This window comes from Duganella sp. CF458 (genome assembly GCF_900113115.1).
Classification (GTDB): domain Bacteria; phylum Pseudomonadota; class Gammaproteobacteria; order Burkholderiales; family Burkholderiaceae_D; genus Rugamonas.
Genome location: NZ_FOOF01000010.1, coordinates 252,510 through 276,279, shown reverse-complemented (window position 1 = coordinate 276,279; position 23,770 = coordinate 252,510). Strand labels below are relative to the sequence as shown.

The window sequence follows — 23,770 nt, the reverse complement described above, 5'->3', positions numbered from 1 at the left end:
CATGACCCTGCTCGACATTATGCGTACCTCGGCCGTGATCCCCGTGATCGCGATTGACGATCCTGACCACGCCGTGCCATTGGCGAAAGCGCTGGTGGCTGGCGGCATCCGCGTGCTGGAAGTGACCCTGCGCACCCAGCACGGCCTGGGGGCGATTCGCGCCATGAGCCAGGTGGAAGGCGCCATCGTCGGTGTCGGCACCTTGACCCAGCCTGAGGAATTCGCCGCCGCGCGCGATGCGGGTGCCGTGTTCGGCGTGTCGCCGGGCCTGACCGATGCGTTGATCGCCGCCGCCAAATCGAGCGGCCTGCCGCTGCTGCCTGGCGTCATGACCCCGTCGGAAGTGATGAAGGCGCGTGAACAGGGCTTCAAGCAACTGAAGCTGTTCCCGGCCGTTCCCGCCGGCGGCGTTGGCATGCTGAATGCAATTGCCGGTCCGCTGTCGGACGTGGTGTTCTGCCCGACCGGCGGCATTTCGCAAGACACCGCGCCGGCCTTCCTGTCGCTGAAGAATGTGGCCTGTGTGGGCGGCTCCTGGCTGACGCCGAAGGACGCCATGCAAGCCGGCGACTGGGACCGCATCACCGCCATTGCCAAGGCGGCCAGCGCTCTGCGCCACTGATGGAAGTCATTGCCCGGCCGTTGACGCCGGGTGAGATTGCGCTGGCCCGGCTGGTATTCGGCGGCGCGATCGACTACAAGCGGGTGCGCATCCACAACACCCGCTTCATTCCTTTTTTGCAGCGCAAAGATGTCTGCATCACGCCGAACGGCGAACTGTACTTCCACATCTCCCGCTACCGCCCGGACTTCTCGCTCGCATCCGAACGCGAACAGCATTGGTTCATGCACGAGATGGCCCACGTCTGGCAGCACCAGCTTGGCTATCCCGTGATGTGGCGCGGCGCCATCCGCCTCGGCCTGAACTATGACTATGAAGTTTCGCCCGAGCTGCGGCTGCGCGACTTCAATATGGAAGCCCAGGCCGAGGTGCTGGCCGACTATTTCGCCATGGTCTATCTGCACAAGCTGGATGCAGGCTTGTACCACGACATGCTGCGCGATTTCCTGCGTGATCCGGCGTCGCCGGCCAACCTGCCGCGTATATTTTTTGCTAACGGTATGCTATCGTAGTTGCTTTAGAGCACAATTTTAAGCAACCATGCATAACCCTTACCAATCTCCGTTAGCCGATCTTGACACCGCGCGCGCTGAAGAAATCGGCACGCCGCCCGAAGTCGGCGGTTTCTGGATTCGCGTTGGCGCCCAGATCCTGGACGTGATCTTCCTGTTGCCCGTCATCGGGCTGACCTTCTGGCTTAGCTCCCTGTCGCGTTATTTCTACGCGATCTGGCTGATTCCCGGCACGTTGCTGGGCATGTTCCTGACGGTCTACCTGGTGCGCCGCTATGGCGGCTCGCCTGGCAAGCTGGTGCTGAAGCTGCGCGTCCAGATGCGCGATGGCGCACCGGTTTCGACCAAAGCGGCCTTGCTGCGCGTAGCGCCAATGCTGGCGCTGTCGCTCGCAACCAATATCGGCACCGCCTATGCTGCTGTGAACCTGGATCAGGCGACCTACTTCTCGTTTGGCTTCATGCAGCGGGCCGCTGCCATGGCGGCTCTTTCGCCAGGCTGGGCAACATTGGCACAGACGCTGATGCAAGTCTGGATGTTGGCATGCGCGGTGGCCATGTTGTGCAACACGCGCCGCCGCGCCGTGCACGATTTCCTGGCAGGGACTGTGGTCGTCAAGGCGAAGCGGAACCTCTGATGGCGCAGCGCCGCACGCCACCGCTGGTCGATGGAATTCTCGGGGCCATGCTTGGCGGTGTCATGGGCGCTGCCGTAAAGGGTTCCGTCCTTGCCTGGAACCAGGCGGATCCAGGATGGGGGCTGGTGTCGGCGCTGCTTGGGTTGGTCACCGGCCCTTTCATGCTGGCGCTCGATTTGCTGGCCCTGTTCGGGAAAGGCCTGCCAGGCAACCTGGAAATGTTGTCATGGAGTGGCATTGGCGTCGTGATCGGGGCATTCGCCGGCTACCTTAGCAATAAAGATCAATAATTTGCTAACATGCAAACTTTGCATTGGGCGGAGCGGCGGCGATGGGGATGGAGATTGAAGTGGCAGGCGACCTGGTAACGGCCAGCCTGGTAGCCAAAGAGGTTGAAGGCGACGCTGGCAAGTCCGGCCAGCACGCGCATAGCGCATCATGCGCCAACTGCGGCACGCCGGTCACCGCCAATTACTGCGGCAACTGCGGCCAGAAGGGCCATCTGCACAAGTCGGTACTGCACCTGGGCGAGGAGTTGATCCACGGCCTGCTGCACTTTGACACCAAGGGTTGGCGCACCTTGCCGCTGCTGATTGCCCGTCCGGGCCAGCTGACGCGCCGCTACATCGACGGCCAGCGCACGCGCTTTGTCTCGCCGTTGGCGCTGTTCCTGTTCATGATGTTCTTCATGTTCTTCGTCTTCTCGCTGACGATGGGCACCAGTTCGGGACCGGGCACAGGCAAGGTCGCCGAAGGCAAGAACGGCAAGGCTGCCTTCGAGAAGACAATGAACGGGAAGATCGCCGAGCAGAAAGTGAAGATTGCCGAGGCGGAGGCGGACCTGAAGGCCGCAGAACCCGGTACGGCGGAAGTCCCGAAGGCACAACACAGGCTGGATGAGGCGAAGAAGGCGCTCGACGGCTTGAATAGCGCCCTGACCGCCGGCAAGATTGCGATGACCGGCACCGCCAAGTTCACTGAAACGATCAAGCCGGCCGGCAAGGATGCAGCCAAGGAGGCAGACCAAGGCAGTGCGAAGGAAAGCGCGAACACGAAGGAGCCGGGCATCATTGAGGAAATCCTGAACGATGTCAGCGAAGAAGTAACGGAGGAAGACGGGGCTGGCGGCAAAGACGCCAAGCATTCCGATTCAGGCTGGATTGGCAAGGGTATCAAGCACGCTGTCGACAACCCGGAGTTGGCCAAGTACAAGCTGAAGAACGCGGCCTACAAATACTCCTTCCTGCTGGTGCCGATTTCCCTGCCTTTCCTGTGGCTGATGTTCTTCTGGCGCCGTGGCATCACGATGTACGACCACGCGGTGTTCTCGCTGTATTCGCTGTCGTTCATGTCGCTGCTGTTCACCATCGTCGCAACATTGAGCTACTTTGATTTCGGCGGCCTGGGCGCCAGCCTGTTCGTCTTCATCCCACCGGTACACATGTTCCTGCAACTGCGCTGCGCCTACGGCCTGTCGCGTTTCGGCGCACTGTGGCGTACCTGCTTCCTGCTGTTCATGACCTTCATCGTGCTGACCATGTACACCCTGGTCGTGTTGGCGCTGTCGGCAACTTAATCCTGCAGCAGCGCCGCGCCGGCGCGGGCGATCTGGGCGTCTTGCGATGCCTGGACGCCCGCGACTCCGATGGCGCCGATCACTTTGCCCGCGGCTAGCAGCCGCACCCCACCTTCTACCGGCAGTGAATCCGGCAAGCCGAGTACCACGGCATTTCCTTTTTCCAGTATTTCCTGGTGAAATTTGGTATCGCGGCGGTAATTGACCGCATGGCGCGCTTTGCCTTGCGCCACATTGACCGTGGAGTTGGCCGTATCGTCCATGCGGATGAAGTGCATTAGCTGGCCGGCTTCATCGACTACGGCGATCGATACGTTCCAGTTGTTCTTGCGCGCTTCCGCCTCGGCGGCTGCGGCGATCTGCTTCACCACGTTCAGGTTCAGCACCGCGCGTTGCGTGAGCTGGGCGTTGAGTGGCGCGGCGTAGGTGGTGAGCGGCAGGGCCGTTACCAGGCAAAGCATGGCAGTTCGCAGCATTGGGGTCTCCGAGGTTAGAATGCTTGCAATTCTGGCATAGATTGCATATGAAAGTTGACATCGAACGTATCCGCGCCGGCGCTGCAGGCGCCGAAGCCGCGGGCTTCCTGTTGATGGACCAGCAGGCGCTGATCCATCAACAGGGCTGGTTGAAAATGCTGGCGCCGCGCGCTGTCGGCGGTACGGAAATGCCTTTGCCGCAAGTAGTCCGGCTGGAAGAGGCACTCGCGCAGGCCGATGGCAGCATGGGCTGGGTGGTCACGCTGTGTGCGGGGGCGGGCTGGTTCACGGGCTTCCTGCCGCCTGAGACGGCGCGGGAAGTCATCGCGACGCCTGGCGTCTGTCTCGCCGGCAGCGGGGCGCCGACCGGTTTCGCCGACAAGGAAGGCGATGGCTATCGAATCACGGGCCGCTGGGACATCGCAAGCGGTGCGCCGATGGCGACGCATTTCACGCTCAATGCGGTGCTGCGCGAGAACGGCCAGCCGCTGGCGGGGCCGGATGGCGCGCCGCGGATCCGGGCTTTTGTCGTGCCGGCCGCGCAGGTGGTGATCGAGCCGACCTGGCGCAGCTTTGGCATGAAGGGCTCCGCCTCGCACAGCTACCGCATCGAAGGCGCCTTGGTGCCGGCAAGCCATGGATTCACGATCGACCCTGCCCATGCGACGGCACAGGGCACGCTGTACCGATTCCCCTTCATGCTGCTGGCGTGGGTGACGTTGGCGGCGAACTTGTCCGGCATGGCGCGGCATTTCCTGGCGCTGGCGCGGGACATCGTTGCGGCACGTCGCCAGCCGCCTGCCAGCGCGCAGGATGCACTGGCACGGGCGGCCGAGGCGCTGGAAGGCGCGCGTGGGTGCATGCTCGCGCTGCTCGACCAGGCCTGGGCGCAGGCGGAAGGGGCAGGTGGCCGCATCGACCAGGAGCTTGACGCACAATTGCGCGAGGCTTCGATGGCGCTGGTGCTGGCGGCGCGGCGCACGGTGGCAGAAACCTATCCTTACTGCGGGCTGCGCGCGGCGCAGGAAGATTCCGAGATCAACCGTGTCTGGCGCGATTTTCACACCGCCAGCCAACATGCCTTGTTCGCATCATGATTGAATTCCTGTTCGAGCTGATTGGCGAGTTCCTGATCCAGGTGGCGGTGGAAGCATTGGTGGAGCTGGGCTTTCATTCGTTCGATAAGTCCCGCCGCCCATTGAACCCGTGGCTGGCAGGCCTGGGCTACGCCATCTTGGGTGCTGTTGCGGGGGGCATTACGCTCTGGCTGCTGCCCGACCACCTGGTACGCAACGAAGTCCTGCGCAAGCTTAACCTGCTGCTGACGCCACTGGCAGCCGGCGGCATGATGTGCCTGGCAGGCGTCTGGCGTGCTCGCCGCGGCGACGCCGTGCTGCGCATCGACCGTTTCGCTTATGGCTATGTGTTCGCGCTGTCGCTGGCGCTGGTTCGCTTCGTCTTTGCACAGTAGGAGCGGGCAAAGTCCTGCCGATGGTGAGGGTGCCAGGCAAACGGGTTCAGATCGAGTGCACGCGGTTGCGGCCGCATGCCTTGGCCTGGTACAGGGCGCGGTCCGCAGCGTTGATCAGGTCATACACTTCGCCGCCATTGCTGCTGTCGCTGCTGGCAACACCGATGCTGATGGTGACGATGCGTTCGTCGGTGCGTGAGGCCTGGTGCGGGATGCGCAGGTCGCGCACCTTGCGGCACATGGCGTTGGCCATCATTACCGCGGCGTCGGCCGGCGTGTCGGGCAGGACCACCGCGAACTCCTCGCCGCCGTAGCGTGCGAACAGGTCGGCCGGCCGCTGCTGCATGGTCGACAATGAGGACGCCACCGCTTCCAGGCAGGCATCGCCTTGCTGGTGCCCATAATGGTCGTTGTAGGCCTTGAAGTAGTCGATATCGAGCATCATCAGCGAGAGCGGAGTGCCCATGCGCCGCGCGCGCCGCGTCTCGCGGTCGATCGCCATGTCGAAGTGGCGACGGTTGGCAACGCCGGTCAGGTCATCCAGCAAGGTCTGCGAACGCAGCGCCACGGCCTGTTCGCGCAACAGGTTCTCGCGCTGCACTGCCGCGCTGACGTCGCTGACCTGGATCAGGCAATAGCGTTCATTGTTGCCCAGGTTAAGCGGCGTGACGGTGATCTGCTGTTGCATGCGCTCGCCTTTTTCGGCGGCCGACTTGCTGGCATACAGCGGCAGCGGCCAACGGTTCAAGCTCTGCGACAGCAGGGAGGGCAGGTTGCTGCGCAGCGCCTGGCCGATGGCGGCCTCCAGCCGCTTGCCGCGCTGCTCGGGGAACAGGTCGAAGAAGCTGCGCTCCAGCGTTTCGGCGCCGAGCACGCCCGAGTGCTGGTCCATCCAATGGTTCCACAGCACCACGCGCTCGCTGCTATCGACCACCAGCGTGCCGACGTCGATGCTGTCGATAACGCCCTGCAGAAGCGGCAGGGACTCGACCGACGATTTCATGGCTGCGCTCCGCCGATGGACCTGTCGAGGAAGTCCGTCACATGCTGCTTCAAGTCGTGCAGCGCGGTCATGTCCATGATGAAGGCGACGTCGCCGGCGATCTGCTGGCGCTCGATGACAAACTCGATATGCAGCATCAGCACCGCGTTCTCGGCGCTGCCGGCCTGCGCCAGGATCTCTTCGCTGTAGCCGACGTGGTAATCGGGCAGCGAACCATGCAACTCGTGCCCCAGCAGGTTGGCCAGCGATCCGACGCAGCTGTTCAGCAGGATATTGCCGATCTCGCTCATCGCTTCCTGTTCCATGGCCGACAGTTCGGCCAGCGGCATGGCTTCGCCCACCATCAGGCGCACGATTTCCTGGCTTTTCTCTTCCGGAAACATCAGGATGGCATCGGTGTCGAAGGCGCCGCTGTAGTGTTGGCTGATGCCGCACAGGCGGCCGTTGCCGGTGCTGCGGCTGGCCAGCAGTTTGGCGGCGGTAGCGCGGGTCAGAAAGCTGATGGCAGGCACCGACATGGTGACCGTTTCGCTGACGATCTCGCTCATGGCGGAGGCTGCCTGGCCCACGCCAATATTGAACAGCTCGACGAGGGCGTCGTGCTCCAGTTCGGTGAGCCGGACCATGGTCAGGCTTCCAGCGGGGCAATCAGTTGCGCGATGCGCTCGGCGGTGATCGGTTTCTCCATGAAGCCCACGCCGATCTCTTCGGCCCGCTGGCGGGTGGCGGCCTGGACATTGGCAGTCAGCAGGGAGATGTGGGCATTGGGCAGCATCACCCGTAGCGCGGCGGCAGCATCGACGCCATTCATGCCCGGCATGTTTACGTCCAGCAACACCAAGTCGGGCTGCAATCCTTTGGCCTTGGCGATGGCTTCATCGCCGGTGGCGGCTTCCTCGACAACCCAGTCGGCATGGCGCACCTGGATGTGCTGGCGGGTCAGCATGCGCGACACGCGGCTGTCATCCACGATTAATACGGTACTTGGCTTCATGGCGTTTTTCCCGGCTCAGTTGACAGTTCGGATAAAATAGGCAACCTTTATTGAATCCATTGTAACTATGACGCAAGACAAATTGAAACAGGCTGTTGCTATTTCGGCGATCGAGTACGTGATCGACGGCGAAATTATCGGCGTTGGTACCGGTTCCACGGCAAACTACTTCATTGATGAACTGGGCAAGATCAAGCACCGCATCAAGGGTGCTGTTGCCTCGTCGGAAGCGACTGCAGCGCGCCTGGCCGGTCACGGCATTCCTGTCTACGATCTTAACGAGGTTTCGGAAATCGCGGTGTACATTGACGGCGCCGATGAGATCAACGCGGCAGGCCACATGATCAAGGGCGGCGGCGCAGCCCTGACCCGCGAAAAGATCGTGGCGTCGGTATCGAAGCAATTCGTCTGCATCGCAGATGGTTCCAAGCTGGTAGAGACCCTGGGCAAGTTCCCGCTGCCGGTGGAAGTGCTGCCGATGGCCCGCAATTCGGTGATGCGCCAGTTGGCGGCCCTGGGCGGCCAGCCGAAAGTGCGCACCAAGGCCGGTTCCGACGAGATCTTCGTGACTGACAATGGCGGCAATATCATCGACGTGGCCGGCCTGTCGATTACCGATCCCGTTGCGCTGGAAACCCAAATCAACCAGATCGTCGGCGTGGTTGCCGTCGGCCTGTTCGCTGCCCGCGGCGCCAATGTGTGTCTGCTGGGTACCCCTGACGGCGTGCGTACCGTTAAATATTGATTCTTCCCTTTAGAAAGAACCCATGAAACGACTGTTCCTGCTCTTGCTCGCTGCTGGTGTATTGAGTGCTTGCGCATCCAAAAAACAGGTTGCCCAGGCGCCTGTGAAGCGTAAATCCGTGCTGGAAGCGGAAGCTGTTGCCAAGCGATCGATGATCGATGGCGTGCCGGTGGAGAAAGTGGAATTCCGTCCCGGCATTTCGTCGGCAACGGTGGAGCGCCTGGCCAGTGCTGAAGAGTGCCGTGGCGGGCGCGGGGCAGGGCTGGTGACCGAACGCGGTCCGGTGGAGATTTACCGTATGTCTTGCAGCAACGGCAAGGTATTCATGGCGCGCTGCGAACTGCGCCAGTGCAAACCGATGAATTCGGATGTAGCCAGCCGCTAAAAAATTAAATGGGGACGTACCCCATTTAATTTGCAACAATTAAATGGGGTACGTCCCCATTTAATTTTCCCATTCAATTCAGGCGCTTGGCGGGACGTAGCCGGCGGCCTGGTCGGCGCCTTCGCCGAAGAAGTGCTTTTCCATTTGCGCGGCCAGGTATTTGCGGGCGCGTACGTCTGCCAGGTTCAGGCGGTTTTCGTTGACCAGCATGGTCTGGTGCTTGATCCAGGCGGCCCAGGCTTCCTTCGAGACGGATGCGTAAATGCGCTTGCCCAGCTCGCCCGGATATGGCGGGAAGTCCAGGCCTTCGGCTTCCTTGTTCAGTTTGATGCAGTGGACGGTACGGGCCATCTTCGGTGCTCCTAAAAAAGTCAATTATAAGGTCTTGATCAAGACTTGCGACTTGCGCTGCCAGTTGTAGAGGCGCTGGCGGTCTTTCGGCAGCGCGTCCACCGTGGCGGGGATGAAGCCGCGCTTGATGAACCAGTGCGCGGTGCGGGTGGTCAGCACGAACAGCTTGCTGATGCCCTGCGCCCGGGCGCGGTTTTCCATGTGCTTGAGGATGCGCTCGCCGTCGCCCTGGGTTTGCACGTCGGGGTTGACGGTAAGGCATGCCATTTCGGCCATTTTTTCTTCCGGGAAGACGTACAAGGCCGCGCAACCGAAGATCACGCCATCGTGCTCGATGACCGAGAACATCTCGATCTCGCGCTCGATCAGCTCGCGGCCGCGCTTGACCAGGGTGCCGTCGGCTTCCAGCGGCTCGATCAGCTTGATGATGCCGCCCACGTCTTCGATGGTGGCCGGGCGCAGCGATTCCAGGTTCTCATGCGAGATCATGGTGCCCACGCCATCGTGGGTGAACAGTTCCAGCAGGGCCGAGCCGTCCATCGCGAACGGCACGATGTGGGCACGCTCGACGCCGTTGCTGCAGGCCTTGATGCAGTGCTTCAGGTAGTAGGCGGTGGCGTCCGGCAGGAAGCCTGCCTGCAGCACGGCTTCGGCCTGGTGCGAGGACAGTTCGCGGATCTCGGTGCCGCCGGCGTCGGTCATCATGTCGGTTTCGGTGATGAAGACCAGCTTGTCGGCGTGCAGGGCGATGGCGGCGGTGCAGGCCACGTCTTCCATCGTCAGGTTGAACGTCTCGCCGGTAGGCGAGAAGCCCAGCGGCGACAGCAGCACCACGCCGTCCGAACCCATGATCGAATGGATGGTTTCCGCGTCCACCTTACGGGTCAGGCCTGTCAGTTCGAAGTCGACGCCGTCGATCACGCCGAGCGGGCGGGCGGTGATGAAGTTGCCGGAAATGATACGGATCGCGGCATGCGACATCGGGGTATTCGGCAAACCTTGGCTGAAGGCGGCCTCGATGTCGAGGCGCAGTTCGCCGGCGGCTTCCTTGGCGCACTCCATGGCGGCCGTGTCGGTGATGCGCACGCCGTTGTGGAAGCGGCCTTCCACGTTTCGCAAGGCGAGCTGCTCGGCAACCTGGGGACGCGAGCCGTAGACCACGGTGACGTTGATGTCCAGCGCGTGCAGCAGGGACAGGTCGTGCGCCAGCACCGAGAGGGCGCCTGCGGCAACCAGTTCACCAGGGAAAGCGACCACGAAGGTCTTGCCGCGGAAGGCGTGGACGTAAGGCGCTACGGAGCGCAGCCAAGAGACGAATTGGATAGGGTTTTCCATTATCCGCGCATTATAATGCGCTGCGCGGTTTTCGCGCCCAAACTATGTAAAAAACGATGTCTGAAGCAAGCAAGAACAATCCTCCCCAGAAACCATCCGGCCAGCGTGCGCAAGGCGGGGAGCGCCGCGGGCGCGAGAGTGCGGAGCAGCGCGCCGAACGCGAGGCGGCGCGGGCGTTCCGCAATCCGCTGCCGCCGATCACCTTCCCTGAGGAGCTGCCGGTCTCGGGCCGCCGCGCGGAAATCGCCGAAGCCCTGACCAGGCACCAGGTGGTGATCGTCTCGGGTGAAACCGGCTCCGGCAAAACCACCCAGCTGCCGAAGATTTGCCTGGAACTGGGACGCGGCCAGAAAGGCCTGATCGGCCACACCCAGCCGCGCCGTATCGCCGCTTCGTCCACCGCGAAACGCATCGCCGTCGAACTGGGCTCGCCGCCGGGCGAACATGTCGGCTACAAGGTGCGCTTCAACGACACCCTGAGCAAGGGCGCCTCGGTCAAGCTGATGACCGACGGTATCCTGCTGGCCGAAACCCAGACCGACCCGCTGCTGAAGGCTTACGACACGATCATCATCGACGAAGCCCACGAACGCAGCCTGAACATCGACTTTCTGCTTGGCTACTTGAAGCAGATCCTGCCGCGCCGCCCGGACCTGAAGGTGATCATCACCTCGGCGACCATCGACGCCGAGCGTTTCGCCCGCCACTTCGCGCAGGAAGGCAAGCCTGCGGTGCCGGTGATCGAAGTCTCCGGCCGCCTGTACGCGGTCGAAGTGCGCTACCGTCCGGTGGAGCGCGACCAGCTTGTGGCGCCCGGCGCACAGCAAGGCGCCGACGCCAAGGGTGCCCGTACCGCGGCCGCCCGCGATAAACGCGACCTGATGGAAGCCATCGTCGACGGCGTCGATGAAGTCTGCCGCATCGGCAGCGGCGACGTGCTGGTGTTCCTGCCCGGCGAGCGCGAAATCCGCGACGCCGCCGAAGCCCTGCGCAAGCACCATCCGCCGCACGTGGAAATCCTGCCGCTGTTCGCCCGCCTGTCGGTCGAAGAGCAGGACCGCGTGTTCCGCACCACCAACGCGCGCCGCATCGTGCTGGCCACCAACGTGGCGGAAACGTCGCTGACCGTGCCGGGCATCCGCTACGTGGTGGACGCCGGCCTGGCGCGCGTCAAGCGCTACAGCTACCGCAACAAGGTCGAGCAACTGCAGATCGAAGCGGTGGCGCAATCGGCCGCCAACCAGCGCGCCGGACGCTGCGGCCGTGTGGCCGACGGCGTCTGTATCCGCCTGTACGACGAGCAGGATTTCCTGCAGCGGCCCAAGTTCACCGATCCGGAAATCCTGCGTTCCTCGCTGGCGTCCGTCATCCTGCGCATGAAGTCGCTGCACCTGACGGACGTGGAGAGCTTCCCATTCATCGAACCGCCGCCGGGGCGCGCGATCGCCGACGGCTACCAGCTGCTGCAGGAACTGGGTGCGGTCGACGACGACAACCAGTTGACGCCATTGGGCCGCAAGCTGGCCAAGCTGCCGCTCGACCCGCGCGTGGGCCGCATGATCCTGGCCGCGCAGGAATATGCCTGCCTGACCGAAGTGCTGATCGTGGCTGCCGCCCTGTCGGTACAAGACCCGCGCGACCGGCCAGTCGAACACCAGCAGGCCGCCGACGAAGCGCACAAGAAGTTCGCCGACGAAAAGTCCGAATTCCTCAGCTACCTGAAAATCTGGAAGTGGTTCGAGAATGCCGTCGAGCACAAGAAGTCCAATCGCCAGTTGATGGACGCGTGCCGCGCCACCTTCCTGAACCAGCTTCGCCTGCGCGAATGGCGCGACGTACATTCGCAACTGCTCACCATCGTGAAAGAGCAGGGCTGGCGCACCAACGAACTGCCGGCTACCTACGACCAGCTGCATATGGCGCTGCTCACCGGCCTGCTGGGCAATATCGGCTTCAAGGGCGAGGACGAGCCGGGTGGCACCTACCTGGGCGCGCGCGGCATCAAGTTCCATATTTGGCCAGGCTCGCACCTGTCGAAGAAGCCGGGCAAGTGGATCGTCTCCGCCGAACTGGTGGAAACCACCCGCCTGTACGCGCGCTGCGTGGCGCGCATCGAGCCGGAGTGGATCGAAAGGATCGGCGGCCATTTGCTGAATAAATCCTGGGGCGAGCCGCGCTGGGAAAAGCGGCCGGCGCAAGTCACTGCGTCCGAACGCGCCACGCTGTACGGCCTGGTGGTCTACAGCCAGCGCCGCATCAACTACGGCCTGAAGAACCCGGTGGAGGCGCGCGAAATCTTCATCCGCGACGCCCTGGTTGGCGGCGATTACGATACCCGTGCGCCGTTCTTCGCCCATAACCACAAGCTGGTGCGCGAGATCGAGAACCTCGAGCACAAGTCGCGCCGCCAGGACGTGCTGGTGGACGACCAGTTGATCGAAGCCTTCTACGATAAGGAAGTTCCGGCCGACGTGGTGAACGGGGCCGGTTTCGAAAAATGGTACAAGGACGCCTCGGCCGACAATCCGAAGCTGCTGTACCTGATCCGCGACGACTTGATGCGCCACGAAGCGGCCGGCATCACGACCGAGCTGTTCCCGAAGAAGATGATGGCCGCCGGCCTGGAGATGCAGCTGTCCTACCACTTCGAGCCGGGCACGCCGCGCGACGGGGTGACGCTCACCGTGCCGCTGTATGCGCTGAACCAGCTCTCGCGCGAACGCTGCGAATGGCTGGTGCCGGGCATGCTGAAGGAGAAGGTGCACCTGCTGCTCAAGACCCTGCCGCAAAAGCAGCGCCGCCACATGGTGCCGTTGCCGGATTACGCCGCCAAGTTCTGCGAGCGAACCGAGTTCGCGCGCGGCGACTTGATCGACGCGATCATTGCCGACATTCGCAAGCAGATCACGATCAGCGTGCTGACTTCAGACTTCAAGCCGGAGCAGCTGCCGGCGCACCACTTCATGAATTTCAAGGTGGTGGACGAACATGGGCGCCAGCTCGACATGGGACGCAACCTGGCCACGCTGCAGGCCGAATACGGCCTGCAGGCGCGCCAGAGCTTCCAGCGGATGGCGGAAGGGGGCAACGCGCCGGCTTCGGCCGCGCAGTTGGCGCAGCTCGCGGGCGGCGCAGCCGCGCCGGCCAGGCAAAAGCACGGCGGCATTGCAGCCGACGCGGCACGTGGTGCGGTCCCGGCCCGCGCGCCTGCAGGCACGCCGGCGGCTACCGCGCCAAGCGCCGCTTCGCAGCACACCAACATCACGACATGGAGCTTCGGCGAACTGCCCGAGCTACTGGAAATCACACAGGGCAAGCTAAGCCTGATCGGCTTCCCCGCGCTGGTCGACAAGACCACCCATTGCGACCTGGAAGTGTTCGACGACCCGAACGTCGCCGCACGCACCCACCGCATCGGCCTGCGCCGCCTGTTCATGCTGCAGATGCGCGACCAGATCAAATTCGTCGAGAAATCGATCCCCAACCTGCAGCAGATGGGCATGCAATTCATGTCCATGGGCACGCAGGAGGAATTGCGCGACCAGGTCATCGCCAAGGCCATCGATATCGCCTGCCTGCAGGACCCGTTGCCTACCGACGAGGCGAGCTTCAACAAGCGCAAGGATGAAGGCAAGTCGCGCATCGTACTGCTGGTGAACGAGATCGCCCGCCTGGTTTCGCAAGTGCTGACCGAGTACCACGGCCTGCCCAAGCGCCTGCAAGGCATCAACCAGCAGGTGGCGCAGGACATGCAGCAGCAACTGCAAGGCCTGGTGCACAAGCGCTTCCTGATCGAGAACGAGTTCTCGCAGCTGGCGCACTTCCCGCGCTACCTGAAAGCGATGAACGTGCGCCTGGAAAAGCTGCGCGCCGACGCCGCGCGCGACACCAAGTCCATGTCGGAATGGAACCAGGCGGCGGCACCTTACCAGCGCCTGATGCGCGACAAGTCGGCCGGCAAGAACACCGACCCGAAACTGGTTGAATACCGCTGGATGCTGGAGGAGTTGCGCGTGTCGCTGTTCGCTCAGGAGCTGCGGACACCGATGCCGGTGTCCGTCAAGCGCCTGATGAAAGTGTGGGAATCGATGCAGCGCTAAGCGCTTAGTAATTCCCCTTGTTGCCGCCGCCGTAGCTGCTGCCACCCGTCGAATCGCTTTGCATGGTGCTGGTGCCCGAGCCCATGACACTGCCGGTCGAGGTGCGCATGCCGCTGGCGGTGGTGCCGTAGAAATTATGGATCTGCGTGCCGAATTCGGGGCTTGCCATATCCGGCCAGCGGTCCTTGTCGAAGCCTGGCGCGTTCTCCAGTTTTTCCTTGGTGCAGTCCAGCACGAAGCGCTTGTTGACTGTGTCGAGCTGCAATGCCTGCCATGGCACGGCAAACAGCTTGTCGCCCATGCCCAGCACGCCGCCGAAGGACAGCACCGCATAGGCGATCTGGCCGGTTTGCATGTCGAGCATGATTTCCTTGATGTCGCCCAGGTCTTCTTCCTGGCGGTTATACACATCTTCGCCCATCAGCGTGTCGGCGCCCATCAGGCGCGGGCCTGGGCCGTCGTTTTCGTCACGGTCGCGATAGATGCCGAATTTGTCACGGTCTAGATAGCTCATTCTGCTCTCCTCATTAGTGTGAACGGGTGAGATTGAGAATAGCGCAGTCAGGTTTTTTGCGTCCTTGTCGAAATTCAATAGTGTGGGGCTACAATGCCACCATGAGTTACAGACACGCTTTAGTTGTCGGCAAATTTGCGCCCCTGCACAAGGGGCACCAGCAGGTGATTGAATGCGCACGTGGCGAGGCTGCGCGGGTGACTGTGCTGTGTTATGCCACGCCCGACTTCACTGCCATGCCGTCTGCATTGCGCGCGGCATGGATCGCGGCCTTGTATCCGGAGGTACAGGTGTTGGTGCCGGAAGTCGCCCCGCCCGACAGTGCGCCTGGTCCCGTGCACTGGCATTACTTGCGGCAGTGGCTGGCGCAAGCAGGCGTGGCGGCCGACGTTGTGTTCTCCAGCGAACAATACGGCCCGCCTTTCGCCGCTGCATTGGGTGTGGCGCATCGCATGGTCGACCAGGCGCGCGTGCGTCTCCCGGTTTCCGCCACGGCGATCCGCGCGGATGTGCATGGACTGCGCAACTGGCTGGCTCCCGGCGTGTACCGTCATTTCGTCCAGCGCATTGCCTTGGTGGGTGCCGAATCGACCGGCAAGTCGGCGCTGGCCGCTTATCTCGCACGGCATTGCGGGACGCGTTACATACCCGAGATTGGACGCGAAGTATGGGAGGCACGCCAGGGACGCCTGGCACCTGCGGACTATGTCGACATCGCTGAACGCCATCGCGCGGAGGAGGACGCGGCATTGGAGCAATGCCGGCGTTTCCTGTTCGTCGACACGAATGCGCTGACGACCTTGCTGCTGGGTTTCTGCTACGGCCACTTGCGAGAGGCGCCACCGGCCTTGCTCGACTACGCGGGCGACTGCGCCCGGCGCTACCATGCGCATTTCCTGTGCGGCGATGAGATACCTTTCCACCAGGATGGATGGCGCGACGATGCGACTTGGCGCAGCCGGATCCAGGGCATGGTGCGTTACGACCTGCAGGTGCGCGGGATTGCATACACCGAATTGCATGGCACGCTGGAGCAGCGTGCCATGCAATTGTTGGGGAAATTAGAGGAAGAACGCGGCAGCGGCGACCGCGGTTGGAGCGAGCGCGCCGGCTAACAGGCCGAGGGCGCCGATCGATTCATCGCGGAACCCTTTGCGCAGCAATGCAACGCCGGCAGGATTGGGAGCGTTGGCGATCACCGTCAGGCCGCCGCCGGCAACGGCGCCTGCCACCAGCATGTATTGCGCCTGCGGCGAAATGCCGTCGATCAGGGAACCGAGATAGGTGAGGGCGGCGTTGTCGGTGATGGCGGTCAAGCCCAGCGCGCCGAAGAACAGTGCCACTGGCTGCAGGCTTTCGACTATCGGTTGCAGCCACCATTGCTGCATGCTGCCCAGCACCACCAGCCCGGCGAGGAAGAATCCGACCAGCAAGGCTTCCTTCAGGATCAACGGGGATTGGTGCTGCGGATAGGCGGTGGTGAAGCCGATGAAGAACAGGAACAGGCCGAGGAACAGTACCGGATGGTGCGCCAGCAGCACCACGGCTGCGAGGAAGCCGAGGTGAATGATGCTGGTCAGCATGGGTGCCGCAGTGCGGGCGCTGTGTGCAGCTGTATCGCCTTTGCTGCCGCTGCGCAGTTGTTCGCGCAGCAACCAGGTCACCGCGCTGGCGTTGACCAGCACGGCCAGCGTGGCTTTCCAGCCGAAGTTGGCGGCCATGAAGGCGCTGTCCCATTGCCAGGTGGCGGCGACCATCAATACCGGTGGCGCGGCGTAGGCGGTCAGCGTGCCGCCGATGGAAACGTTGACGAACAAGACGCCGAGCGCGGCGTACTTCTGCCATTCAGGCACGCCATGGCGGAAGATTTGCGGCGCCAGGATGAGCGCGGCCAGCGTCATGGCGGCCGGCTCGGTGATCAGGGAGCCGACCAGTGGCACCAGCGCGAGTCCCAGCCAGGCCTGCAGCAGCGGGCGGCCGCCGGACAGCATGTCGATCAGGCGCTGCACAAAGTCCAGCACCGGCCGCGAAGCTGCCACCACCATCACCACGAAGACGAACAGTGGTTCGGTGTATTGCTGCGTTTCCGCATAGGCGATGGCATTTTGCGGCCCGGCCACAAAGGCCATCGCCACCAATAGCACCATGGCCCAGAAACCAAACACCACCTCGACTTCACCCAGCAAATGCAGCAAGCCGCTGTGGCGCGGGAACCGGTGCGACAAACGCTCGAACGCCTTGGCGCTGAAAGTGTGGAGCAAGGCGAGGGCAAACAGGATGGCGCCGATCAGTTGCATGGCAGGGAGCTGTAAGTTGGCAATATTGCCGATTCTATCAGGCGAGCCGCCGAAAGCGGTGCCGGATGCCCAAACGCCGAAACAGGTTTGCGCTTCGCGTTGGTGCGATTATACTGTATGCATATACAGTATTGATCAGTATGGCGCTTTTCGACCCCCAACCCCTGCATCCGGCCCTCTGGCTGGCCTCCCAGCTCAGCAAGGGAGCCACGTCCTGTGTGGATACCGGCATTCCCGTCCTCTCCCGCCAATTGCCGGGAGGCGGCTGGCCTATGGGCGTCCTGACCGAGTTGCTACTCCAGCAACCCGGGATCGGCGAGTTCCGATTGTTGAAATCCACCCTGGCCAGCCTGACGCGCCCGGCGGCCTTGCTGCAGCCGCCGTATGCCCCGCAAGCCCTCGGCCTTGACTTGCCTCCACAGCAACTGCTGTGGATCCGCCATACCGGCAAGGACGCCGACAGCCTGTGGGCGGCGGAGCAAATCCTGCGCAGCGGCAGTTGCGGCGCGGTGCTGTTGTGGCAGCAGCACATCCGCAATGAATCGCTGCGCCGCCTGCACCTGGCCGCCCAGTGCGGCGAAACGCTGTTCTTCCTGCTGCGGCCGATCGCGGCCGCCCAGGATTCCTCGCCCGCGCCGTTGCGGCTGGCGCTGCGGCCCGCGCCCGGCGGCATCACGATCGAATTCGTCAAACGCCGGGGACCGCAGCGCGACACGCCGCTGTTCCTGCCCTTAACCCCAACCCTGTTGCAACGCCATGCGTCTGTGGATCGGCCTGTACCTGCCCCGGCTACCGCTCGAAGTGTTCTGTCCGAACTGGTCGGATGACCTGTGCAGCGTGGTGCTGGAGCAGGAGGGCGTGCTCGCGGTGTCGTACCGCGCCCATGTGATGGGCGTGCGTCCCGGCATGCGCCGCAGCGGCGCCCTGATGCTGGCACCGGAAGCCCGGATGCACGAACGCGCTCCGCAGCAGGAAAAAGAAGCGCTGCATGCAGTCGCCATGGCCATGCTGCAATACACGCCCCAGGTAGCGGAAGGCGAGGGTGCGACCCTGTTGCTGGACGTGGGGGCCAGCCTGCGCCTGTTCGGCGGCATCCGCCGCCTGTGCCGCCTGGTGCGGGACAGCTTGCAAAAGCTCGGCTTCAGCGCCGTGCTGGGCGTGGCGCCCACGGCGCGTGGCGCCTGGCTGCTGGCGCGCGCCGGCGGCGGCAGCACGCTCAAGCTGGAGAGCCTGCTGCGCCGCCTGCATCGCCTGCCGGTAGGCTTGCTGCCGCCGCTGCAGCGTCACCAGCGCTGGCTGGATGGCATCGGCTGCCTCACTATCGGCGACCTGGTACGCCTGCCGCGCCCCGGCCTGCAGCGCCGCTGCGGCAGCGAGGTGCTGGACATGCTCGACGCCGCGCAAGGCCTGGCGCCCGAAATGCACGAATGGATCGCAGCGCCGCCCAGCTTCAAGGCCAAGCTGGAACTGTTTGGCCGCATCGAAAATACCGACCTGCTGCTGGCCGGCGCCTGCCGCCTGCTGCAGCAGCTGACCGGCTGGCTGTGCGCTCACCAGTTCGCGGTCTCGCGCATCCAGCTGCTGCTGGAACATGAACGCGGCCGCGAGGCCTGTCCGCCGACGCCGGTGGACGTGATGCTGGCCGAGCCCACCTGGCGCGACGACCATATCGTGCGCTTGTTGAAGGAACGCCTGGCCAAGGTGGAATTGCCGGCGCCGGTGATCGGGCTGGTGCTGGAAGCCGCCCAGGTCGCGCCGATGGCGCCGCTCAGCGACTCGCTGTTCCCCGAGCCCGGCGGCAGCCCGCAGGATCGCCAACGCCTGTTCGAAGTGCTGGTGGCGCGCCTTGGTGCCGAGAACGTGCTGCAGTCCTACCCCAAGGCCGACTACCGGCCCGAAGTCGCCAACCGCTGGGTGCCGTTGCACGAGAAAGTGCGTCCGGCCGACGTCGCGGCCCAGATGCCGCCGCGCCCCTTGCCGCGCCCGGCCTTCCTGTTGCCCAAGCCGATCCCGCTCCTGATGCGCGACCATCGTCCGTTCTACTGCTCGCCGCTGCGCATGGTGTCGACCGCCGAGCGCATCGAAGCCGGCTGGTGGAGCGCAACGCAAAGCCGCGACTACTTCATCGCCGAGGGCGAAGACAATGCCTACTACTGGGTCTACCGCGAACGCACGCCCGGCACCGAGGAAACACGCTGGTACCTGCATGGTTTGTTCGCCTGAACTATGAACCATGAGCCATGAGCACAAGAGACAAACCACTGCGATTAACGGACGCAAGCAAATGGCCGTGCTTCGCAGCTTGCTGTCCGCACCGCGTCGTTGGGTGGAACCAGGCTAACTTTGGCAGCAATGCTGCAATTGCTGTCCGTCAAAAGCTCCTCGCAAAAAACATAATGATTGGCATCAAAGCGTTTCGGCTTTGAGCGCCAATCTTGAGGAGCCACCAATGTTTATCAGATTTCGACCTTATCTTGCTGTTCACATGGCCGCGACGGCGCTGTTGGCGGGCTGCTCGCTGATGTCGCCACCCAAAGACCTGGACCTTCGCACGACCAGGCCCAGCCTTGCGAACGCCTACCAGGTGTCGATCCGTCCCATCGACGACGACATCGAGATCAACAAGATCCACTCCTGGGAAATCCAGCTCGCCGGCGCGGCCGGGGAGCCCGTCCGGAACGCCCGCATCCTGGTCGACGGCGGCATGCCGCAACATGGCCACGGGCTGCCAACGAAACCGCGCGTCACCGCTGAACTGGCGGCTGGCCGCTATCGGGTGGACGGCGTCAAATTCAGCATGACCGGATGGTGGGAGCTGAAGCTGGACATCGATGCAGGCAAGGGGCGCGACCAGGTGACGTTCAACCTGGTCCTGCCGCAGGCTTCCGGCAACGCGGGCATGCCATGACGACCGCAGCGAAAATCCTCGGCACGCTTGCCATCGCGGCATCGGCTGCGGCGACCCATATTGTGCTCGGCACCGAACTGCCGGAATGGAGCACTGGGGAACTACGGATACTGGGCAGCCTGCACCTGGATGCGTTGCCCCCGGCGCCGGCGGATCCGTCGAACAGATTCGAACGTATGCCGCAAGCTGCAGCCCTTGGCAAGAAGATCTTTTTCGATCCGCGCTTCAGCGCCAATCAAAAGATTTCCTGTGCAAGCTGCCACGCTCCGGAGCTCAAGTTCCAGGACAACCGCCCAGTAGGCCGGGGCATTGGTAGCGGACTGCGAAGAACGATGCCGCTGGTCGAGAGTAGCCGCAGTGCCTGGCAGTTCTGGGATGGACGCAAGGATAGTGTGTGGTCCCAGGCGCTTGGCCCGCTGGAGGACCCCATGGAGCATGGGGGAAACCGGACCGCTTTCGCCCAGTTGATGAGCCAGCATTACCGGACCGAATACGAAGCAGTCTTCAAGCGCTTGCCGGACCTTGGCGGCTTGCCGGCGAACGCCAGCCCAAATGGATCGCAGCAGGAGCGACTGGCATGGGAAAAGATGGATCCGTCCATGCAGCACGCCGTCTCCGAGGTGTATGCCAATATGGGCAAGGCGATCGCGGCGTACGAGAATAGGCTGCGCTTTGGCCATTCCAGGTTGGATGCGTATATATCTGCGACATTGAAGGGCGATCCGGATGCTCCCCGCAAGTTCAGCGCGGCCGAGAAGCGCGGACTTCGCCTGTTCATCGGGAAGGGACAGTGCGTGACCTGCCATGCCGGACCGCTGTTGACCGACCAGCATTTTCACAACACAGGGGTGCCCGCACGCGATCCGCAGGCGCCGGACCAAGGGCGTACGGCCGCCATCGCCAAGCTGCTGCGCGATGAGTTCAACTGCATGGGACCGTTTAGCGACGCAACCCGCCAGCAATGCCAGGAACTGGAATTCATCGCTGACGACGATCCGCATATGGTTGGCGCTTTCAAGACGCCGAGCCTGCGCAACGTGGCGGAGCGCGCGCCGTATATGCACGCTGGGCAGATCGCCAGCCTGGCCGACGTCGTCCGTCATTACTCAGCCGCGCCGCCGGCAAAGACCGGCAAGAACGAAAGGCACCCCCTTGCCCTGAGCGACGGCGAGATCGCCGACCTGGCCCGGTTCCTGGAGACGCTGTCCGGCCCCATTGTTGAGCAAGGCGCCACGTTCTAAGGGAGACGCCAGTGCTATACTCATTGACCCAACTGACGCTAATCATCGCCAACAAGTACTATGAGTTTGCAAGAATGAGCAAGCCCCGCCGTGTCGTCATGGTTGCGTTCCCGCCGGCCCAGATGCTGGATATCACGGGACCGCTCGATGCGCTGGCTGCTGCAAATTCTGCGCTGGCGGAGCTGGGCAAATCGCCCGCGTATGAGGTCTTCCTGGCGGCTCCCGGCGGCGGTGCGGTAGCCACAACGTCCGGTATTTCGATCAACGCAACCGTGGATCTTTTCCAGCCTGGCCTGGAGGCCGATATCGTGATTATCGCGGGCGGCCCCGGAGCGCGGGCGATGATCAACCATCCAGGACATGTCGAAGCCATGCGCAATCTTTGCCAACGATCGGGCAGGGTGGCCTCCATCTGCACCGGCGCCTTTGCGCTTGCCTCGACCGGCGTATTGAACCATAGCCGGGCGACCACGCACTGGGCCCATTTTGAGGAGTTCGAAGAGGCGTTCCCGGCAATCGACCTGGAACGCGATGCGCTGTACCTAAGCGATGGCAAGTACCACACCTCGGCCGGCGTGTCGGCGGGCATCGATTACACACTTGCGCTGATCCAGCACGACCTGGGCAAGCAGCTTGCATTAAGCGCTGCCCGCGCCCTGGTCGTTTTCCTGAAACGGCCTGGCGGCCAGAGCCAGTTCAGCGCGCACCTTGCCGCGGAAGTCAGGGCAGAAGATCCCGATCGTTTCGGTGACCTGAGCCGCTGGATGGAAGCCAATCTGGCGGATGATATTTCCGTGACGATGATGGCGGACAAAATGGCCATGAGCCCACGGAATTTTGCGCGACGCTTCAAGCAGGCGATGAATGTCACGCCGGCCACGCACCTTCAAATGCTCCGGGTCGATGCTGCCCGGCGTTTGCTCAGCGAAAGCTCCTTGTCTGCCGCCCGCATCGCCAAGCGCTGTGGCTTTGCCTCCACCTCGGCTATGCGCGCCGATTTCCTGACCCACGTTCACGTCACGCCCGAAGAGTTTCGATCCCGCTTCCAGAGTGCAGGCAGAAAATTCCTGGAGATGATCCAGGTTCCTGCCATGGTTGACGAAGCGGGGGAGCAAGCATCGCCATGATCCGCTACCAGCAAGCGTAATGCGCCTGAAGTATCATTGTTTGCGAAAGGGGGACGTATGACTGCACAACGACTCGAATTCCCTGGCGCGGACGGCCAACTGCTGGCGGCGCGGCTGGACTCTCCGCAGCATGGTGTACGCGCCTACGCGCTGTTTGCGCACTGCTTCACCTGCGGCAAGGATGTTTTCGCTGCCAGCCGTATCGCGCAGGCGCTGACCGAGCACGGCATTGCCGTGCTGCGCTTCGACTTCACCGGCCTGGGCGCCAGCGAGGGCGATTTTGCCAACACCAATTTCTCATCCAATGTGGCCGACCTGCAGGCCGCTGCCGATTTCCTGCGGCGCGAATTCCAGGCGCCGCGCATCCTGATCGGGCATAGCCTCGGCGGTGCGGCGACGCTGGCCTTCGCCGGCACCGTGCCGGAAGCGCAGGCCGTGGTCACCATTGCCGCGCCGAGCGACCCGGTGCACGTCACGCATTTGTTCGGCGACCAGATCGATGCGATCACGGCGCAAGGCGAGGCCATGGTGCAACTGGCCGGGCGGCCGTTCCGCATCAAGCGTCAATTCCTGGAAGACGTGGCGGAAAACAGCTTGCGCCACAAGATCGCCAATATGCGCAAGGCTTTGCTCATCATGCACGCGCCGGGCGACACCACAGTCGGCATCAATAATGCGCTGGACATTTTCACGGCGGCCAAACACCCGAAGAGCTTCATCTCGCTCGATACGGCGGACCACTTGCTGGCCGTGCGCGAGGATGCCAACTATGTGGCAAGCCTGATCGCCGCGTGGAGCGCGCGCTACCTCAAGGATTAAGCAGGTTTAAACAGGATCAGGCAGGTTTCCAGGCCATCGCCTTCTTGACGGCGGGGCGCTCGCCGACCTGCGCGAGCCAACGCTGCACCGCAGGTTTGCCGGACAGGTTCAGTTCCAGGTGGGAGGCAGCCGCCTGCGTCCAGGGATAGCAGGCGATGTCGGCGATCGTGTAATGGTCGCCGGCGACGTAGGGGGTGCCGGCCAGTGCGCGGTCGAGCACATTCAGCAAGCGCTCCGCCTCGGCGATGAAATGCTCTTTCGGCAGCGCCAGGTCGGCCTTCGCGAAAAAGCCCAACTGGCCCAGCATCGGGCCAAGGCCGCCAACCTGCCAGTGCAGCCATTGCAAGGTGCGGTAGCGTTCCGCACCTTCCGGGGCCAGAAAGCGGCGGTGTTTTTCAGCCAGGTAGGTCAGGATCGCGCCGCTTTCGAACAGCGTGAGCGAGCCATCTTTCAAAGCCGGGATTTTGTTATTGGGCGAGATGGCGAGGAATTCCGGCGCGAACTGTTCGTGCTCGCGCAGGTTGACCGGCGCCACTTCATAAGGAAGGGAAAGTTCCTCCAGCAGGATCAAGGGCTTGCGCCCATTGGGCGTGACCCAGGTATAGACGGTGAACATGGTGGCCACCACTCTAGCGCGGCCCAAAGAAAACGGGCGCA

Annotated in this window: 26 protein-coding genes; 17 read left to right on the top strand and 9 right to left on the bottom strand. The window is 63.2% G+C overall.

Annotation, left to right across the window (positions count from 1 at the left end; genetic code table 11):
* The first annotated feature begins 1 nt into the window (after window position 1).
* Genes eda through BM269_RS17395 form a run of 5 tightly spaced genes read left to right on the top strand, consistent with a single transcriptional unit; the run spans window position 2 to window position 3,347 of the window.
* Window positions 2-622: a bifunctional 4-hydroxy-2-oxoglutarate aldolase/2-dehydro-3-deoxy-phosphogluconate aldolase gene (gene eda / locus BM269_RS17415; protein WP_090439436.1), complete on the top strand. Its 621-nt coding sequence runs from the start codon at window positions 2-4 to the stop codon at window positions 620-622.
* Entirely contained in the window at window positions 622-1,134 is a 513-nt protein-coding gene (locus BM269_RS17410; RefSeq protein WP_090439433.1) for a hypothetical protein, read from the top strand. Before eda ends, BM269_RS17410 begins: the two co-directional genes overlap by 1 nt.
* Window positions 1,135-1,162: 28 nt before the next feature.
* Window positions 1,163-1,771 carry an RDD family protein gene (locus BM269_RS17405; protein WP_090439430.1) on the top strand — a complete coding sequence of 203 codons (609 nt, stop codon included), beginning with the start codon at window positions 1,163-1,165 and terminating at the stop codon, window positions 1,769-1,771.
* Entirely contained in the window at window positions 1,771-2,061 is a 291-nt protein-coding gene (locus tag BM269_RS17400) for a hypothetical protein (RefSeq protein WP_090439427.1), read from the top strand. The genes BM269_RS17405 and BM269_RS17400 overlap by 1 nt, the downstream gene beginning before the upstream one ends.
* Window positions 2,062-2,108: 47 nt before the next feature.
* Window positions 2,109-3,347, top strand: coding sequence for a DUF3667 domain-containing protein (locus tag BM269_RS17395; protein ID WP_170860407.1), 1,239 nt, complete (start codon window positions 2,109-2,111; stop codon window positions 3,345-3,347).
* On the opposite strand, the gene BM269_RS17390 is transcribed toward BM269_RS17395, so the two are convergent.
* Window positions 3,344-3,823, bottom strand: coding sequence for a GlcG/HbpS family heme-binding protein (locus BM269_RS17390; RefSeq protein WP_229204689.1), 480 nt, complete (start codon window positions 3,821-3,823; stop codon window positions 3,344-3,346). The two genes, BM269_RS17395 and BM269_RS17390, sit on opposite strands and share 4 nt — an antisense overlap.
* A 47-nt stretch (window positions 3,824-3,870) precedes the next feature.
* Between BM269_RS17390 and BM269_RS17385 the strand changes: the two genes are divergently transcribed.
* Together BM269_RS17385 and BM269_RS17380 are read left to right on the top strand one after the other, a co-directional pair.
* Window positions 3,871-4,920, top strand: a complete 1,050-nt coding sequence (locus tag BM269_RS17385; RefSeq protein WP_090439422.1) for an acyl-CoA dehydrogenase family protein — start codon at window positions 3,871-3,873, stop codon at window positions 4,918-4,920.
* Window positions 4,917-5,294 (top strand): hypothetical protein, encoded by a 378-nt coding sequence (locus BM269_RS17380; protein ID WP_090439419.1) that lies wholly within the window; start codon window positions 4,917-4,919, stop codon window positions 5,292-5,294. The genes BM269_RS17385 and BM269_RS17380 overlap by 4 nt, the downstream gene beginning before the upstream one ends.
* A gap of 46 nt (window positions 5,295-5,340) precedes the next feature.
* Here the strand turns inward: BM269_RS17380 and BM269_RS17375 are convergent, their stop codons facing one another.
* From BM269_RS17375 to BM269_RS17365, 3 genes are read right to left on the bottom strand one after another with little or no spacing between them, the layout of a single operon-like run.
* Window positions 5,341-6,297 (bottom strand): GGDEF domain-containing protein, encoded by a 957-nt coding sequence (locus tag BM269_RS17375; protein WP_090439416.1) that lies wholly within the window; start codon window positions 6,295-6,297, stop codon window positions 5,341-5,343.
* A complete protein-coding gene (locus BM269_RS17370) occupies window positions 6,294-6,923 on the bottom strand; it encodes a chemotaxis protein CheC (RefSeq protein ID WP_090439414.1) in 630 nt (209 codons plus the stop codon). Before BM269_RS17370 ends, BM269_RS17375 begins: the two co-directional genes overlap by 4 nt.
* A gap of 2 nt (window positions 6,924-6,925) precedes the next feature.
* Window positions 6,926-7,291 carry a response regulator gene (locus BM269_RS17365; RefSeq protein WP_090439410.1) on the bottom strand — a complete coding sequence of 122 codons (366 nt, stop codon included), beginning with the start codon at window positions 7,289-7,291 and terminating at the stop codon, window positions 6,926-6,928.
* 67 nt (window positions 7,292-7,358) lie between these two features.
* On the opposite strand from BM269_RS17365, the gene rpiA reads away from it, so the two are divergent.
* Complete coding sequence (gene rpiA / locus BM269_RS17360) at window positions 7,359-8,036, top strand: ribose-5-phosphate isomerase RpiA (protein WP_090439408.1); 678 nt, start codon at window positions 7,359-7,361, stop codon at window positions 8,034-8,036.
* A gap of 22 nt (window positions 8,037-8,058) precedes the next feature.
* On the top strand, window positions 8,059-8,421 hold the full coding sequence (locus BM269_RS17355) for a hypothetical protein (RefSeq protein WP_090439406.1): 363 nt from the start codon (window positions 8,059-8,061) through the stop codon (window positions 8,419-8,421).
* Window positions 8,422-8,499: 78 nt separating this feature from the next.
* Here BM269_RS17355 and BM269_RS17350 read toward each other — a convergent pair whose 3' ends face one another.
* Together BM269_RS17350 and argA are read right to left on the bottom strand one after the other, a co-directional pair.
* The gene (locus tag BM269_RS17350) at window positions 8,500-8,772 is read right to left on the bottom strand and encodes an oxidative damage protection protein (RefSeq protein ID WP_090439403.1); all 273 of its coding nucleotides are present in this window, start codon (window positions 8,770-8,772) and stop codon (window positions 8,500-8,502) included.
* A 24-nt stretch (window positions 8,773-8,796) separates the two neighbouring features.
* On the bottom strand, window positions 8,797-10,107 hold the full coding sequence (argA, locus tag BM269_RS17345; protein WP_090439401.1) for an amino-acid N-acetyltransferase: 1,311 nt from the start codon (window positions 10,105-10,107) through the stop codon (window positions 8,797-8,799).
* A 56-nt stretch (window positions 10,108-10,163) separates the two neighbouring features.
* On the opposite strand from argA, the gene hrpA reads away from it, so the two are divergent.
* Window positions 10,164-14,207: an ATP-dependent RNA helicase HrpA gene (hrpA, locus tag BM269_RS17340; protein WP_090439398.1), complete on the top strand. Its 4,044-nt coding sequence runs from the start codon at window positions 10,164-10,166 to the stop codon at window positions 14,205-14,207.
* A 4-nt stretch (window positions 14,208-14,211) separates the two neighbouring features.
* On the opposite strand, the gene BM269_RS17335 is transcribed toward hrpA, so the two are convergent.
* Entirely contained in the window at window positions 14,212-14,721 is a 510-nt protein-coding gene (locus tag BM269_RS17335; RefSeq protein WP_090439396.1) for a PRC-barrel domain-containing protein, read from the bottom strand.
* Window positions 14,722-14,822: 101 nt separating this feature from the next.
* Here BM269_RS17335 and BM269_RS17330 point away from each other — a divergent pair, with 101 nt between their 5' ends.
* Entirely contained in the window at window positions 14,823-15,836 is a 1,014-nt protein-coding gene (locus BM269_RS17330) for an AAA family ATPase (RefSeq protein ID WP_139232775.1), read from the top strand.
* On the opposite strand, the gene BM269_RS17325 is transcribed toward BM269_RS17330, so the two are convergent.
* Window positions 15,783-17,018: a putative Na+/H+ antiporter gene (locus BM269_RS17325; protein ID WP_090439391.1), complete on the bottom strand. Its 1,236-nt coding sequence runs from the start codon at window positions 17,016-17,018 to the stop codon at window positions 15,783-15,785. The genes BM269_RS17330 and BM269_RS17325 overlap by 54 nt on opposite strands.
* Before the next feature lie 140 nt (window positions 17,019-17,158).
* Here BM269_RS17325 and imuA point away from each other — a divergent pair, with 140 nt between their 5' ends.
* The 6 genes from imuA (at window position 17,159) to BM269_RS17295 (ending at window position 23,113) form a co-directional block, all read left to right on the top strand.
* Window positions 17,159-17,845, top strand: a complete 687-nt coding sequence (imuA, locus tag BM269_RS17320; RefSeq protein WP_090439389.1) for a translesion DNA synthesis-associated protein ImuA — start codon at window positions 17,159-17,161, stop codon at window positions 17,843-17,845.
* Window positions 17,775-19,241: a Y-family DNA polymerase gene (locus tag BM269_RS17315; RefSeq protein WP_090439387.1), complete on the top strand. Its 1,467-nt coding sequence runs from the start codon at window positions 17,775-17,777 to the stop codon at window positions 19,239-19,241. The genes imuA and BM269_RS17315 overlap by 71 nt, the downstream gene beginning before the upstream one ends.
* A 226-nt stretch (window positions 19,242-19,467) precedes the next feature.
* A complete protein-coding gene (locus BM269_RS17310) occupies window positions 19,468-19,926 on the top strand; it encodes a FixH family protein (RefSeq protein WP_090439384.1) in 459 nt (152 codons plus the stop codon).
* On the top strand, window positions 19,923-21,167 hold the full coding sequence (locus BM269_RS17305; RefSeq protein WP_090439381.1) for a cytochrome-c peroxidase: 1,245 nt from the start codon (window positions 19,923-19,925) through the stop codon (window positions 21,165-21,167). Before BM269_RS17310 ends, BM269_RS17305 begins: the two co-directional genes overlap by 4 nt.
* Window positions 21,168-21,190: 23 nt before the next feature.
* The gene (locus tag BM269_RS17300; RefSeq protein ID WP_139232774.1) at window positions 21,191-22,294 is read left to right on the top strand and encodes a GlxA family transcriptional regulator; all 1,104 of its coding nucleotides are present in this window, start codon (window positions 21,191-21,193) and stop codon (window positions 22,292-22,294) included.
* A 57-nt stretch (window positions 22,295-22,351) separates the two neighbouring features.
* Complete coding sequence (locus BM269_RS17295) at window positions 22,352-23,113, top strand: alpha/beta hydrolase family protein (RefSeq protein WP_090439376.1); 762 nt, start codon at window positions 22,352-22,354, stop codon at window positions 23,111-23,113.
* A gap of 16 nt (window positions 23,114-23,129) precedes the next feature.
* On the opposite strand, the gene BM269_RS17290 is transcribed toward BM269_RS17295, so the two are convergent.
* A complete protein-coding gene (locus BM269_RS17290) occupies window positions 23,130-23,729 on the bottom strand; it encodes a glutathione S-transferase family protein (protein ID WP_090439541.1) in 600 nt (199 codons plus the stop codon).
* Between the last annotated feature and the right edge of the window lie 41 nt (window positions 23,730-23,770).